The 14,398-nt window shown below is 66.1% G+C and carries 14 protein-coding genes; 7 read left to right on the forward strand and 7 right to left on the reverse strand.

Translation table 11 applies throughout. From position 1 onward, the window contains the following. Positions 1–150: 150 nt before the first annotated feature. Positions 151–2,427 carry a glycosyltransferase family 4 protein gene (locus NYR55_RS04740; protein ID WP_260020068.1) on the forward strand — a complete coding sequence of 759 codons (2,277 nt, stop codon included), beginning with the start codon at positions 151–153 and terminating at the stop codon, positions 2,425–2,427. A 49-nt stretch (positions 2,428–2,476) separates the two neighbouring features. Next, positions 2,477–3,754: a glycoside hydrolase family 130 protein gene (locus NYR55_RS04745; RefSeq protein WP_260020069.1), complete on the forward strand. Its 1,278-nt coding sequence runs from the start codon at positions 2,477–2,479 to the stop codon at positions 3,752–3,754. A gap of 24 nt (positions 3,755–3,778) precedes the next feature. On the opposite strand, the gene NYR55_RS04750 is transcribed toward NYR55_RS04745, so the two are convergent. Next, on the reverse strand, positions 3,779–4,471 hold the full coding sequence (locus NYR55_RS04750; protein WP_260020070.1) for an NnrU family protein: 693 nt from the start codon (positions 4,469–4,471) through the stop codon (positions 3,779–3,781). A 21-nt stretch (positions 4,472–4,492) separates the two neighbouring features. Continuing rightward, on the reverse strand, positions 4,493–6,070 hold the full coding sequence (locus NYR55_RS04755; RefSeq protein ID WP_260020071.1) for a peptide MFS transporter: 1,578 nt from the start codon (positions 6,068–6,070) through the stop codon (positions 4,493–4,495). Positions 6,071–6,260: 190 nt separating this feature from the next. Here NYR55_RS04755 and NYR55_RS04760 point away from each other — a divergent pair, with 190 nt between their 5' ends. The 3 genes from NYR55_RS04760 to NYR55_RS04770 all read left to right on the forward strand — a co-directional run bounded on the left by NYR55_RS04760 (position 6,261) and on the right by NYR55_RS04770 (position 7,609). Then, entirely contained in the window at positions 6,261–6,839 is a 579-nt protein-coding gene (locus NYR55_RS04760) for a nitroreductase (RefSeq protein ID WP_260020072.1), read from the forward strand. Positions 6,840–6,886: 47 nt separating this feature from the next. After that, positions 6,887–7,243, forward strand: coding sequence for a GntR family transcriptional regulator (locus NYR55_RS04765; protein ID WP_260020073.1), 357 nt, complete (start codon positions 6,887–6,889; stop codon positions 7,241–7,243). A gap of 126 nt (positions 7,244–7,369) precedes the next feature. Further along, the gene (locus NYR55_RS04770; RefSeq protein ID WP_260020074.1) at positions 7,370–7,609 is read left to right on the forward strand and encodes a hypothetical protein; all 240 of its coding nucleotides are present in this window, start codon (positions 7,370–7,372) and stop codon (positions 7,607–7,609) included. A 19-nt stretch (positions 7,610–7,628) separates the two neighbouring features. On the opposite strand, the gene NYR55_RS04775 is transcribed toward NYR55_RS04770, so the two are convergent. Beyond that, positions 7,629–7,868: a hypothetical protein gene (locus NYR55_RS04775; protein WP_260020075.1), complete on the reverse strand. Its 240-nt coding sequence runs from the start codon at positions 7,866–7,868 to the stop codon at positions 7,629–7,631. 11 nt (positions 7,869–7,879) lie between these two features. Beyond that, positions 7,880–9,604, reverse strand: coding sequence for an acyl-CoA dehydrogenase (locus NYR55_RS04780; protein ID WP_260020076.1), 1,725 nt, complete (start codon positions 9,602–9,604; stop codon positions 7,880–7,882). Between the two features lie 46 nt (positions 9,605–9,650). On the opposite strand from NYR55_RS04780, the gene NYR55_RS04785 reads away from it, so the two are divergent. Continuing rightward, a complete protein-coding gene (locus NYR55_RS04785) occupies positions 9,651–10,601 on the forward strand; it encodes an L-threonylcarbamoyladenylate synthase (RefSeq protein ID WP_260020077.1) in 951 nt (316 codons plus the stop codon). 57 nt (positions 10,602–10,658) lie between these two features. On the opposite strand, the gene NYR55_RS04790 is transcribed toward NYR55_RS04785, so the two are convergent. Both NYR55_RS04790 and NYR55_RS04795 read right to left on the reverse strand, forming a co-directional pair. Further along, positions 10,659–10,853: a hypothetical protein gene (locus NYR55_RS04790; protein WP_260021558.1), complete on the reverse strand. Its 195-nt coding sequence runs from the start codon at positions 10,851–10,853 to the stop codon at positions 10,659–10,661. An 18-nt stretch (positions 10,854–10,871) separates the two neighbouring features. After that, the gene (locus tag NYR55_RS04795; RefSeq protein WP_260020078.1) at positions 10,872–12,464 is read right to left on the reverse strand and encodes an isocitrate lyase; all 1,593 of its coding nucleotides are present in this window, start codon (positions 12,462–12,464) and stop codon (positions 10,872–10,874) included. 129 nt (positions 12,465–12,593) lie between these two features. On the opposite strand from NYR55_RS04795, the gene NYR55_RS04800 reads away from it, so the two are divergent. Next, the gene (locus tag NYR55_RS04800) at positions 12,594–14,003 is read left to right on the forward strand and encodes a short-chain fatty acyl-CoA regulator family protein (protein ID WP_260020079.1); all 1,410 of its coding nucleotides are present in this window, start codon (positions 12,594–12,596) and stop codon (positions 14,001–14,003) included. 108 nt (positions 14,004–14,111) lie between these two features. Here NYR55_RS04800 and NYR55_RS04805 read toward each other — a convergent pair whose 3' ends face one another. After that, positions 14,112–14,348 carry a hypothetical protein gene (locus NYR55_RS04805; RefSeq protein ID WP_260020080.1) on the reverse strand — a complete coding sequence of 79 codons (237 nt, stop codon included), beginning with the start codon at positions 14,346–14,348 and terminating at the stop codon, positions 14,112–14,114. Positions 14,349–14,398: the final 50 nt, after the last annotated feature.

A 14,398-nucleotide genomic window follows, 5' to 3' on the forward strand; every position in this document is an offset into this window, starting at 1 on the left:
GGCCGCACCATCGGCGGCGCTTAACAGTTGAAAATTGCATCATTTTGTTTCTGTTGCACCGCAGCATCGATGCAACCATAGTGTTCATCCGGGGTTTAGGTTCGGGTGCCGCCGCGTGGCACCCACCTAACAGATCAGGGATAGAGCATTATGGCGCATCACCCGCTTGCGCCGGCAGGGACCGGCCATGTCGCACTGCTCGGCAATTTCCTGCCCCGCCGGTGCGGCCTCGCAACCTTTACCACCCATTGTCATGACGCGCTGGTCGAACAGTTTCCGGACCTCACCGTCGATGTCTATGCGATGGACGACCGCGCCGAAAGCTATGCCTACCCCCCCGCCGTCACGCACAGCATCCCCCAGCATGATCGCGCCGCCTATCTGGACGCGGCCCGCCGGATCGAGGCGTCGGGCGCGCAGGCGCTGTGGGTTCAGCATGAATATGGCATCTATGGCGGTGCGGCGGGCGAGCATCTGCTGGCGCTGATCGACCGACTGACCATTCCGGTCGTCGTCATGCTGCACACCATCCTGGAACAGCCCAGCCCGGACGAGCGCCGGGTGATCGAGGCGCTGATCGCCCGCGCCGCCCGGGTGATGGTGATGGCCGAACGGGGCCGCGAAATCCTGATGCGCACGCACGGCACCGATACGCGAAAGATCGTCACCGTGCCGCACGGCGTGCCCGACCGCCCGCTGGTCGCGCCCGACAGCATGAAGGAACAGTTCGGCTGGCAGGGGCGCAAGGTCGTGCTGACCTTTGGCCTGCTCGCCCCGTCAAAGGGGATCGAGACGCTGATTTCCGCCGTGCCGGCCATTGCCGCACGCCATCCGGAGGCGCTGTATATCGTGCTGGGCGCGACGCATCCCAACGTCGTCGCGCATGAGGGCGAAGCGTATCGCCAGCGGCTGAAGGCGGATGCCGAGGCGCTGGGCGTTGCCGAACACGTCCGGTTCATCGACGGGTTCATCGAACAGGAAGAGCTGCTGGATTATCTGCAGGCCGCAGACGTCTATGCCACGCCCTACCCGAACCCGGCCCAGATCACGTCGGGAACGCTGTCCTATGCCGTGGGCGTCGGCGCGGCGGTCGTTTCGACCCCCTATGTCCACGCCACCGAAATCCTGGCCGACAATCACGGCATCATCGTGCCGTTCGGCGACAGTGCGGGATTTGCCGACGCGATCAACGGCCTGTTCGACGAGGCGGACCGGCGCGATGCCTTGTCGGCGCGCGCCTATGCCCGGGGACGCACGATGCTGTGGCCGCGCCTTGCCGATACGGCGATGGCGGTGATCGAGGACGCGATCGAGCGCCAGCCACGCGTCCTGCGCGTCGAACGATCGGCGGATCACCCCCCGCTGGAGCCGGACTTGGCCGCCGTCATCCGCATGAGCGACGGGACGGGGATGCTGCAGCACGCGATCCATTCCGTGCCGGATCGCCGCCACGGCTATTGCATCGACGATAATGCCCGCGCCTTCATCCTGATGCACCGGATCGACCCGCTGGACGATCAGGTGCGCGATGAATGGACCACGGTCTATGCCTCGTTCATCCAGCACGCCTGGAATGAGGATCAGCGCCGGTTCCGCAATTTCATGGGGTTCGACCGGCAATGGCTGGAAGACACGGGGTCGGAGGATTCCAATGGCCGCACCCTCTGGGCGCTGGGTGTCGGCGCGGCGGAGGGCCGGATTCCCAAGCATCGCATCTGGGCCGGCGAATGGTTCGAGCGGACGGCGCCGATCGCGCTGAACCTGGGCAGCCCCCGCGCGCGCGCATTCGCCATGCTGGGTGCCGCCGCCTATCTGGAAGCGCGGCCCGACCATGGGGTATCGCATACCATCCTGACCCGGTTCGGCGAGGAGCTGACCGCACTGCTCGATGCGGCGCGGCGGCCGGAATGGGAATGGTTCGAAATCGTCCTTGCCTATGACAATGCCCGCCTGCCCGAGGCGCTGCTACGCGCAGGCCAGGTGCTGGAACGGCAGGATTTCATCGACACCGGCCTTGCGACGCTGGAATGGATCGTTTCGCGCCAGACATCGCCCGATGGCCGGTTCCGTGCGGTCGGCACCGACAGTTTCGGCCGGGCCTATGCCGATCCCTTGCCCTTTGACCAGCAGCCGCTGGAGGCGCAGGCGACGATCGATGCCTGTGCCGCCGCATTCCATGCCAGCGGCGACACGCGCTGGATCGACGAGGCGGAACGCGCCTATCGCTGGTATCTGGGGGTCAACGACCTTGACCTGCCGCTGGCCAGCGGAGCCGATGGCGGATGTTTCGACGGATTGATGCCATCGGGCCTCAACCGCAATCAGGGTGCCGAATCCATTTTGGCACTGCAACTTGCCTCATGCGCGATTTCTGCCCTTTCAAAACGGCGCGAGTCCGTGTCAAACGGTCAGGAACGCGCTGCCTGAGGCCAATTCCTCGCGGCAACGCATCAAGGGTTCGCACGCGGGGGATTTGATGCTCGACCTGTTCCATCACCCGGCCCGGCTGTATGCCGATCCGTCGCGGGTGGTCGTGCGGCCGTTCCATATCGGATGGTCGTCCAATGGCGGCGGGCCGAGCCGCACGGAACGACTGGTCAGTGCCGTTCTGGCGCTGTCCCTGCCGGAGGCGCGCGCCGAGCTTGAGCTGGTGCTCAAGGATTTCGAGGCGCGGCACTGGCAGACGCGGCGCGTGTTCATGACCCGGTATGAACAGATTGCGCAGGTGCTCGGCCTGGACGATGCGGTGATCGGCGACGAGCGCCGCCAGCTGATCGGCGCCTATTTCTGTCACGAATACAGCTATGCCGCTGCCGCGCTGATGAACCCCAGCGTGGTGCCGCATTTCGACCAGTCCGGGATGCCGGCGGGGTCCACCCGCATCCTGATGTCGATGCGCGCCGTGGGCGAAGGGCATATCTCGTCCGTCGCGTTCCGCGAGGGGATTGTCGGGCCGGGCAACGAATTGCGCCTGTCGCCCGAACCGCCCTTTGCCACGGCGGTCGATGTGGAGGGTGAGGAGATTCCGGAAGGTCCGGTGACTGTGTGCCGCCACCGTGACAGCACCCTGTCCGGCACGGTGATCTTTCCCATCACCCACGCCCAGTCAAAGGGGCTGGAGGACCTGCGCCTCGTCCAGTTCACGCATGACGATGGCAGCGTGGAATGGCTGGGCACCTATACCGCCTATAACGGGTCGGCGATTCAGTCGGAGATGCTGCGGACCCGCGATTTCCGCAATTTCGACCTGGTCCCGATGAGCGGCAGTGCCGCGCGCAACAAGGGCATGGGTCTGTTCCCGCGCAAGATCGGCGGCAGTTACTGGATGATCGGGCGGCAGGATGGCGAAAACCTGTTCCTGATCCAGTCGGATACGCTGACCCATTGGGACGAGGGGCAAAAGCTGCTGACCCCGCATTATCCGTGGGAGCTGGTGCAGATCGGCAATTGCGGCCCGCCGATCGAGCTGGATGAGGGCTGGTTGCTACTGACGCATGGCGTGGGCGCGATGCGCAAATATTCGATTGGCGCGGTGCTGCTGGACAAGCAGGATCCGTCAAAGGTGCTGGGCCGCACGGCCGAACCGATCCTGTCCGCCGCCAATCAGGACCGCGAAGGCTATGTGCCCAACGTCGTCTATAGCTGCGGCGGGATGCGGCATGACGACCGCATCTTCATCCCCTATGGCGTGGCGGACAGCTCGATCGCCTTTGCGTTTGTCTCCACTGCCTCGCTGATTGCGGCGATGGTCTAGCCGACGAGGACGCTAGCCACGCGCTCAGGCAATCCAGCGCCAGATGCCAGCGGCGACACCCGCCAGCGGGATGTGTGCCCAGGTCGCGGCGGCCCAGATCACGGTGCCCGCGCCCAGGGCATGCGCGCCGGGCATGGCCGAACGCCATGGCACGCGCCCGGCGATGAGCGCGGCGAACGGCCAGTAGCTGGTCGTCCGCGACCATTCCGGCCAGAATCCCGGCTGCAGCGTTGCCTTTTTTGCATCCTGCAACGCCGCCCCGACCAGCGCCAGCACGGCGATGGCCGCCGTCAGCACCAGATTGGCGGGGATGGGAAATACCGCCGCATGGACCAGCGCCCACAGGCCAAACCCCCACATCATCGGATGGCGGGTGATGGCGAACACGCCCTTCGGCGTCGGCACGGTGGCGGGCGGCCCCTTTGGATCGGGCAGCGCCGGGTTGCGGACCAGCGATCCGGCGAACAGCACCGCGCCAACCCACATCACCGCCGTGCCCGCCGCCCCGAGGCCATTGCCGACCGGCCATAGCGGCTCCTGTGCCGGCAGCGTCTGATAGACATGGGCCATCCACCCCAGCGTGGCAAAGGCGACGATCGAATAGACGCCCAGAAACCCGTTCGCCCCCAACCGCGCGACCAGCGGCGCGCGCAGCGGGTGCGACAACAGGAAATGCGTGCCGACAAAGGCGATGCAGGCAAGGATCAGCATCATCATCGGCGGCACGCCTCCATCGGGTCAGAAGGTTGCCAGGCGCGGCGGTACAGCGGCATCCGGTTCGGCCAGGGTATCGACCGCCCGATCGCCGTCATCGCGCAGCGTATCGAGGTGCATCCACTTCTTCACCACCGGGCTGAATAGCACGACGGCGACGCCGATGCCGATCGCGATCCAGCCGAACAGTTCGTAAATGTCGAGCAGGCCGGTCTTGGTCATCTGGCCGTCATGGCCGCCTGTCGCCTCACCGATCTTGCCCGCAACGAAATTGCCGACCGCCGTCATGTAGAACCACGCCCCCATGATCAGCGAGGCGAGGAATTTCGGAGCGAGCCGGTTCATCGCCGACAGGCCGACCGGCGACAGGCACAGTTCGGCCGTGGTCGCCAGCAGGTAATAGGCGAACACGAGGAACACCGGCGTCATCGCCTCGATCCCCCATGCCTGCGCACCGAACACCAGCACAAGGTTGGCAGCACCCATCTGCAACAGGGCGATGCCGAACTTGGCCGGGGCAGACGGCTCCAGCCCGCGCTTGCCCAGCCATTGCCAAAGGGCGGCAAAGATCGGGGCGAACAGGATGATGTAAATCGGGTTGATCGACTGGAAGATGCCGGCCGGCACCCCGCCGCGATCGACAAATTCGTCGGTGAACAGGTTCATCGAACCGCCCGCCTGTTCGAACAGGCCCCAGAAGACCGGATTGAGGGAAATCAGGAACAGGATGGCGAACATCCGTTCGCGCGGTTCCTTTTCCAGCTTGAAGCTTTCGAACAGGACATAGGCGAGCAGCGCGACGCCGGAGACGACCAGCAACCCCTGGATCACGTCCTGATACTGAACCAGCGCCCAGATCACGGCGACGGAGGCAATGCCGATGCCGTACAGGGCCAATTCCTTGCCGCGGGCAAGCGGTGCAGGCGCCTCTCCGGCCCCGCGCAGCGATCCCTTGCCCAGCGCAAAGACGATCAGGCCGGCCAGCATGCCGATCCCCGCCAATCCGAAGCCATAGCCCCAACCAAGCGTCTGACCGAGATAGGCGACAAGGATCGTGCCCATCGCCGCCCCCACATTGATGCCCATGTAGAAGATTGTGTACGCGGCATCGCGGCGCGTGTCGGTGAGGTTATAGAGCTGACCCACCATCACCGAGATGTTCGCCTTCAGGAATCCCGAGCCGACGATGATGAAGGCAAGCGCGGCCCAGAAGACGTTGATCGTCGGGTCGCTCTGCCCGCCGGTGCCTTCGACCGCCATCAGCGAATGGCCCGCCGCCAGCAACAGGCCGCCAAACAGCACCGCCTTGCGCTGTCCCAGATAGCGGTCGGCCAGATAGCCACCCAGCACCGGGGTGATGTACACCAGCGAGGTATAGGCGCCGTAGATCAGGTTCGATTTGCCGTCCGAAAACAACCAGTGCTGCGTCAGGTAAAAGATCAGGATGGCGCGCATGCCGTAATAGGAGAAACGCTCCCACATTTCGGCAAAGAACAGCATGTACAGGCCCTTGGGATGGCCCGCGAATTCCGGCTTGCGGCTGGCCGCGATCATCAGTCCGACGGCCAGGAACGCGAACAGCACCGCCATGGCGATGGCCATGATCCAGTCCGCTTCCGCCCAGGCAGCAATTGGTTTGAAGGAAGACAAAACGGGCACCCTTTCGGCAAAACAAATGCACGGCCCGGACGCACTTTGCACCCCGACCGAAGATGCGCTGCAGCCTAGCCAGCGAAACTGGCTTGCCAAGCAATTATTGTGCGCCGGCCGGTGCCGCCCTAGATCGCATGGCATGAAGTTCAATGATCGCACCAGTCCGCTGACCCTGCTTGCCACCCGCCGGTCGGGTCGCCCGCGCGAAATGACTGCCCCCGGCCCGGATGAGGCAGAGCTGCGCGCGATGATCGCGCTGGCGGCGCGCACGCCCGATCATGGCAAGCTCGCCCCATGGCGGTTCGTCATCGTGCCGCCCGATGCGCGTGATGCGCTGTCCGCGATGCTGACCGATGCCTATCGCGCCGAAAAGCCGGAGGCAGGGCGGCTGGAGATCGAGGCGATGGACAATTTCGCGCGCATGGCCCCCGCGCTGGTCGTGGTGCTGCATTCGCCGAAACCCAGCCATATCCCGGCATGGGAACAGGAACTGTCGACGGGCGCGGCGACCATGAACCTGCTGCACGCCGTCCATGCCCATGGCTATGTCGGCGGCTGGCTGACCGGTTGGGCCAGCACGTCGGACCGCGTGCGGGACGCATTCGGCGCCGCGCACGAGCGGATTGCCGGTTTCGTGTTCATCGGCACGGCGGCCAAACCGCTGGAGGAGCGGCCCCGCCCGTTGATCGACGATATTGCCTCCATCTGGCACGGTTGACGCACAGCGACGCTGGACAGGCCGGACCGATGGTGTATTAAGGTCCTATGGCGCTGCTCGATCACGATGAAAGCCCGGTCTACCTGAAATTGCGGGCAACCATTGTGGCCGCGATCCTGAAGGGACGGTTTCGCGCGGGCGACCAGTTGCCCTCGGTTCGCGCGCTGGCCGCCGAGCATGGTGCCAATCCGCTGACCGTGGCAAAGGCGTATCAGCGGTTTCAGGACGAGGGCTATGTCGAGGTGCGGCGCGGGGTCGGGATGTTTGTCCTGCCCGGCACGGCGGAACGGCTGCGCACCGCGGAACGGGAGCGATTTCTGGCCGGAACCTGGCCGCGCGTTCAGGAACAGATCGCACTGCTCGGCCTGAGCGTCGACGACCTGCTGGACCGCGAAATCGCCTGATTGCCGGTGCCCCGCCGGGCAGCGTTGCATTTATGATTCATCCACAGAAAAATCTTCCGCTGATCGACGGAACAGGGCGGCTCATCGCTGCGTTCATGCTATGGTCCGCAGTCTGGAGGAAGCAACATGGCCCGCGGTGACGACATTCTGATGCTGAGCCGGACGATCGGCCGGGGCGAACAGGGCCTGACCTATCGGCTGGACAAGGTGAATGACTGTCCCGATTGCGGCGAAAGCCAGTGGTTCGTCGGCCGGATGACCGCCGAATGCGCGTGCTGCGGTGCCGCACTGCCGCTCAGCCATAGCGGCCTGCGCAGTTACATGATGACCGGCACCAGCAATCTGACCGGCACGCTCGCCGCCTGAACGGTCGGCGCCAAGCGATCTATTCGGGGGACTCGCCCGTCCAGGCATCGGCAATCCGGTCGCGCGCCTCGGTCAGCAGGCGAAGATAGTCGGCGCGGAACGGCTCATCCAGCGTCACGGCCAGCCGCTGACGCAGCCCGTCAAGCACCGCATATTCGGCGCGATGGGCGAAATGGTCGCCCGGCGGCATGGCGTCATCATCGAACCAGCGGCACAGCAGTTCGAACAGGACGAGCGCCTCGTCCCGTTCGCTGACCAACCGCACCCCGATCATGCGGCAAAGGCGGCAGCGGGCACGGCATACAGCTGATCCGCCCCCGCCCGTGCAGCATGAGCGAGGCCCAGCGCCTCCGGCACCACCTGATCAAGATAGAAGCGGATCGCGGCGCGCTTCATAGCGGCAAATTGCGGATCGCCGGTCCAGCCGTTCAGCGCCGCCAGCTGCCGTTCCATCAGCCAGCCACAGGTGGCGACCGACATCATGGTCAGGAAGGGATAGCTGGCCGCCAGCCGGTCATCGGCCGACGCCCCTTTTAGCGCACCGCCGATCGCGGTCACCTCTGCGATCAGGGTGCCCAGCGCGGCATGGCGTGCCTCCGCCGCCAGCTGGGCGACAAAGCGGTCGAACACGCCCCCGCCGTCCAGCCCCAGCTTGCGGCCGACCAGATCGGCGGCCTGGATGCCGTTCGTCCCTTCGTAAATCGGGGTGATGCGCGCGTCTCGGAAATGCTGGGCCGCGCCGGTTTCCTCGACATAGCCCATGCCGCCATGCACCTGAATGCCGATGCTGGCGACTTCGTTGCCGATATCGGTGCCATGCGCCTTGGCCAGCGGGGTGACCAAATCGACGCGCGCCTGCGCCTCTGCATCGCCCAGCGCGGCCTGATCCACCTGTCCGGCGGCGTAATAGACGAGCGCGCGGGCGGCCATGGTCTGCGCCTTCATCCGCATCAGCATCCGCCGCACATCGGGATGCTCAACGATGGCAACCGGCGACTTGTCCGGCGATCCGGCCCGCGCCGACTGCACCCGGTCCAGCGCATAGGCAACGGCGCGCTGGGTCGCCCGCTCTGCCACCTGCACCCCCTGAAGTCCGACATTCAGGCGCGCGTTGTTCATCATCGTGAACATCGCCCGCATGCCGCCGTTTTCGGGGCCGATCAGTTCGCCGATGCAATCGCCATTGTCGCCGAACGACAGGACACAGGTCGGCGATGCGTGCAGCCCCATCTTGTGTTCGATCGACACGACGCGGATGTCGTTGAACGGGCCCGGCGTGCCATCTTCGTTCAGCCGGTATTTGGGCACCAGAAACAGGCTGAGGCCGCGCGTCCCCTCTGGCGCGCCGGGCGTGCGGGCCAACACCAGGTGGACGATATTGTCCGCCATGTCATGGTCGCCAAAGCTGATGTAGATTTTGGTGCCCGAAATCCGGAACCGACCGTCGCCGATCGGCTCCGCCCGCGCCCGCAGCGCGCCGACATCACTGCCCGCCTGCGGTTCGGTCAGGTTCATGGTGCCGGTCCATTCGCCGGTCGCCAGTTTCGGCAGGTACAATGCCTGCTGTTCCGGGCTGCCATGATGGGCCAGCGCCTCGATCGCGCCGACGGTCAGCGTCGGGCACAGCGCAAAGCTCATGTTCGCGCCGCCCAGCGTTTCCAGCACGGCCGTGGTCAGGGAAAAGGGCAGCCCCTGTCCGCCATAGGCCTCGGGCGTGCCGATCGTGCCCCATCCGCCCTCGACATAGGCGCGGTATGCCGCGGCAAAGCCGTCCGGCATCACCACGCCCGATTGGGTCAGGCGCGCGCCCACTGTGTCGCCGGTGCGGTCCAGCGGCGCCCATTCGCCCGCGGCGAATTGCCCCGCCCCCTCCAGCACGGCGTCGACAACATCGGCGCTGGCGGCGGCGAAACGGTCGCTGTCGGCAAGGGCGGCAATTCCGGCGATGCTGTCCAGCACGAACCGCTGTTCGGTCACGGGGGCGGTGAAGCTCATGAATCCTCTCTTGTCGGCGTTTTCACGGGAGTATAGCGGCGGTTTCGTGACGCTTCAAAGCACCCGAACCTTACCCTACGGCGAGGCCGCGCTTGCGGATGCGGCTGCGGCGATTCGTGCCGGGCAATGCGTCGCGGTGCCCACCGAAACCGTTTACGGGCTGGCCGCCGACGCCACCGATTCGCACGCCGTGGCGGGCATCTATGCGGCAAAGGGGCGACCGAGTTTCAACCCGCTGATCGTGCACGTGCCGGATGCCGACGCCGCCCGCCGGATCGCGGTGTTCGATGCGCGGGCCGACAGGCTGGCGGCGGCATTCTGGCCAGGGCCGCTGACCCTTGTCCTGCCGCTGCGCCCGGGCGGCGAGATTGCGTCGCTGGTCACCGCGGGGCTGGACAGCATCGCGATCCGCGTGCCGGCCCACCGCGCCATGCAGGCGTTGCTGGCCGCATCGGGCAAGCCGCTGGCGGCGCCATCGGCCAATGCCAGCGGTACGATCAGCCCGACCCGCGCCGCGCATGTGCTGGCGACGCTGGACGGGCGCATCCCGCTGATCCTGGACGACGGGCCGACGCGGGCGGGACTGGAATCGACCATCATCGCCCTGACCGGGACGCAGGCCCGGCTGCTGCGGCCCGGACCCATCGCGGCGGCGACGCTGGCGGCGGCACTGGGCGAGCCGGTGCTGGCGGCGGGCGATGGCGCGGTGGTCGCGCCGGGAATGATGGCCAGCCATTATGCCCCGTCCAAGCCGCTGCGGCTGAATGCCGCCGATGCCCGGCCGGGCGAATGGCTGATCGGGTTCGGCGCGGTGGCGGGGCAGGACACGCTGTCCGCCACCGGCGACCTGATCGAGGCGGGCGCGCGCCTGTTCGACAGCCTGCACCGCGCCGATGCCAGCGAGGCCGAAAGCATCGCCATCGCGCCGGTGCCGATGGACGGTCTGGGCGCGGCGATCAACGACCGGCTGGCGCGGGCCGCAGCAGACAGGGACTGACGCCGGCCGGCGCCAGTCCCCGCTGCTTGCTTGGGACGTGCAGGGTTGAACGGTGGGTCAGAGCCGACCCAGCCGGTGATACAGGTGGCTGAACTTCACCGAATCCGGCGTGCCCTGCACATCCTCCCGCTGAAGGTGGCTCAGCACGGCAGCGCGGATCAGGCGGAAATCCTCGCTGGAAAAAACCGGGCGGGCGCGGGTCGGCTCCGGGCTGGTGCGGGTGCGCTTGGGCGTTTCCATCATGGTGATCATCATCGTCTTTCCTCCTGTTCAGGCGAACTGGTTCATGGTGTTGTGCGCGCCGCCCGCCTTCAGCGCGGCATCGCCCGAAAAATATTCCTTATGGTCGTCGCCGACGTCCGATCCGGCCATGTTCTGGTGCCGGACACAGGCAATGCCGTCGCGGATTTCCCGCCGCTGCACCCCGGCGACATAACCGAGCATCCCCGCCTCACCGAAATAGTCGCGGGCCAGAAGGTCGGTGGACAGGGCGGCGGTGTGATAGGTGGGCAGCGTGATCAGGTGGTGGAAAATCCCCGCCCGCGCGCTGGCATCCCGCTGAAAGCGGCGAATGCGCTCGTCCGCCTCCTGCGCCAGTTCGGTGCCGTCATAGATGACGCTCATCAGCGCATCGCGCTCATAGGCGGCGACATCGCGGCCCGATTTCGCCCAGGCGTCATAGACCTGCTGGCGAAAGTTCAGCGTCCAGTTGAACGACGGCGAATTGTTATAGACCAGCTTGGCATCAGGCACGACCGCGCGGATGCGGTCCACCATCCCCGCAATCTGTTCGATGTGCGGCTTTTCGGTCTCGATCCACAACAGGTCGGCCCCGTGCTGAAGCGCGGAGATGCAGTCGAGCACCACCCGGTCCTCCCCCGTGCCGGGCCGGAACTGGAACAGGTTGGATGCCAGCCGCTTTGGTCGCATCAGCGCCCCGTCCCGTTCGATCAGCACATCGCCCCGGATCGCATCCAGGCTGGTCACCGGTTCGCAGTCGAGGAAACCGTTATACTGATCGGCCAGATCGCCCGGCGTCCGGCTGAGCGCGATCTGCTTGGTCAGGCCAGCGCCGAGGGAGTCGGTGCGCGCCACGATGATCCCGTCATCCACGCCCAGTTCCAGGAACGCGTGGCGACAGGCGCGGATCTTGGCTAGGAAATCCTCGTGCGGGACCGTGACCTTGCCGTCCTGATGCCCGCACTGCTTTTCGTCGGACACCTGATTTTCGATCTGAAGCGCGCAGGCACCCGCCTCGATCATCTTTTTGGCCAGCAGATAGGTCGCCTCTGCATTGCCGAATCCTGCGTCGATATCGGCGATGATCGGAACGACATGGCTTTCATGAGCGTCGATGCGATCCTCGATCGCCCGCGCCTCGGCCGCGTTGCCCGCCGCCCGCGCCTTGTCCAGCGCGCGGAACATCATGCCCAGTTCGCGGGCATCGGCCTGTTTCAGGAAGGTATAGATTTCCTCGATCAGCGCGGGGACGGCCGTTTTCTCGTGCATCGACTGATCGGGCAGCGGCCCGAAATCGGAACGCAGCGCCGCGACCATCCAGCCGGAGAGGTAGACATAGCGCCGACGCGTGCTGCCGAAATGCTTGCGCATCGAAATCACCTGCTGCTGCGCGATGAACCCGTGCCATGCGCCCAGCGACTGGGTGTAGGCGGCCGGATCCGCGTCATAAGCGGCCATGTCGGCGCGCAGGATGCCCGCGGTATAGCGGGCGATATCCAGCCCGGTGCGGAACCGGTTCTGCAATCGCATCCGCGCCACCGCCTCTGCACCGATGCCGCTCCAGCGTTCGGCGTTCGGCTCGATCGCCTGATCCGCGGCCCGGATCGCTGACTGATAGGTCATGGTCGTTCCTTTCCAACTGCGTGTCGGATCGGGGGCATGACGCATTGCGGCACCGCATGGCAGGGCGATTAGTGACGGCCTGTCATCACATGACTTGATCACATTGTGAATAATTGACAATGTATCCGCATGACGACGCACCAGGATCGCAAGCTGTACCTTGGCCCCCGGCTGCGCGTCCTGCGCCGTGAGCTGGGCCTCAATCAGGCGCAGATGGCGCAGGAACTCGGCGTCTCGCCCTCCTATCTCAACCATCTGGAGCGCAATCAGCGGCCATTGACGGCGCAGATGCTGCTGCGGCTGGCCAACACCTATGAAATCGACGTGCGCGATTTCGTGGCGGGCGCGGCGCAGGCAGATGGAGGCGACCTGCAATCGGTGTTCGCCGACGGGCTGGTCCGCGACATCGGCATTGCCCGGAATGAGGTGATGGAGGTTGCCGAGAACTATCCGGGCGTCAGCGAGGCGATCATGCGGCTGTATCGCGCGCTGACTGACCTGCGCGAAGCACCGGGCCGGGTCGAGGAACTGACCGTGCGGCCGGTTTCGGCGTCCAACGCGGTCCAGTGGCTGCGCGACATGCTTCAGGCGCGGCGCTATCACCTGTCCGACATCGATGATGCGGCAGAGGCACTGGCCGCCGATCTGGGCGCGGGGCTGGAAGCGATGCGCCCGGCGATGCGCGCGATGCTGGCCGATCGCTATGGCATCCGGGTTCAGGTGGTCGAGGACGGGGTGCTGGTCGATGCACTGTGGCATTATGATTTCCACCGCCGCCGCCTGATGCTGTCGGAACGGATGGACGAACAGAGCCGGCAGTTCGCCGTCGCCGTCCGGCTGGCGGAATCGGCCCTTGCCGACCGCATCCGGGCCGAGGTGGACCGGGCCGGTGCGCCGGACGATGAAACCCGGATGCTGCTGCGCCGTGCGCTGGTCAGCTATGCCGCCGCCGCCATCGTCATGCCCTATGCCCGCTTCCTTCAGGTGGCCCAGGACAGCCATTATGACATGGAACTGCTGAAGGCGCGGTTCGGCGTGTCCTATGAACAGGCGGCGCAGCGGCTGGTGACGCTGACCCGGCCCACGGCGCGGAGCGTACCGATGTTCATGATGAAGATCGACTGGGCCGGCGCGGTATCGAAACGCTGCACGTCGGACGGGGCATGGGTTGCGCGCGCCGGCGGCGGCTGTGCCCGATGGGGCGTGCAGCGCGCATTCCGCCAGCCAGGCGAGCCGGTGACCGCGCTGGTCGAGGCACCGGATGGCGAACGGTTCGTGACAGTGGCCCGCGCCATCCCGCCGCGGCCGGGCCGGGCACCGTCGATGATCATCCTGGGCTGTCCGGACCGACACGCAGGACAGATCAGCGGCCTGACGCGGATGAGCGCGCCGCCGGTCGACGCCATCCCGATCGGCCCGCGCTGCCATCTGTGCGAACGGGCGGGATGCCCCGACCGCGCCCTGCCCCCGGTCACCCGCGTCCTCGACCTCAGCGATTATGCGCGGCCGGCCTCGCCCTACCCGTTTCGCGCCATCTGAACGGCGGCATGAACAGAAAAGGGCCGCCCCTTTCAGGACGGCCCCGATCTCGCCTGAACTCCGCCGACGGCCGGGCTTGCTTGGGCACCCGGCGCCGGCGAAGGGGGATCACATGGCGTTCGGCATCGCCATCATGTTGCCGTCCTCGATCTGATCGGCACGGTTTTCACCGGCTTCCTCGATCGCATCGGCCTGCGCGTCGGTTGCGCCATTGGCTTCGGCCTGATCAGCGGCCATCTCAGCCTGATCTTCCACATTCTCGGCCACCGCTTCCTGCGGCGAGTTCGTGCAAGCGGCCAGCGGCAGGGCAACCAGCGCAAGCGCGGGAACCAGCAATGCCTTCATAATCCTATCTCCCTGTTGGGTCGGGCAAATTCCCGTGGTCCCCGAAACAG

This window comes from Sphingomonas sp. BGYR3 (genome assembly GCF_025153455.1).
Taxonomy (GTDB): domain Bacteria; phylum Pseudomonadota; class Alphaproteobacteria; order Sphingomonadales; family Sphingomonadaceae; genus Sphingomonas.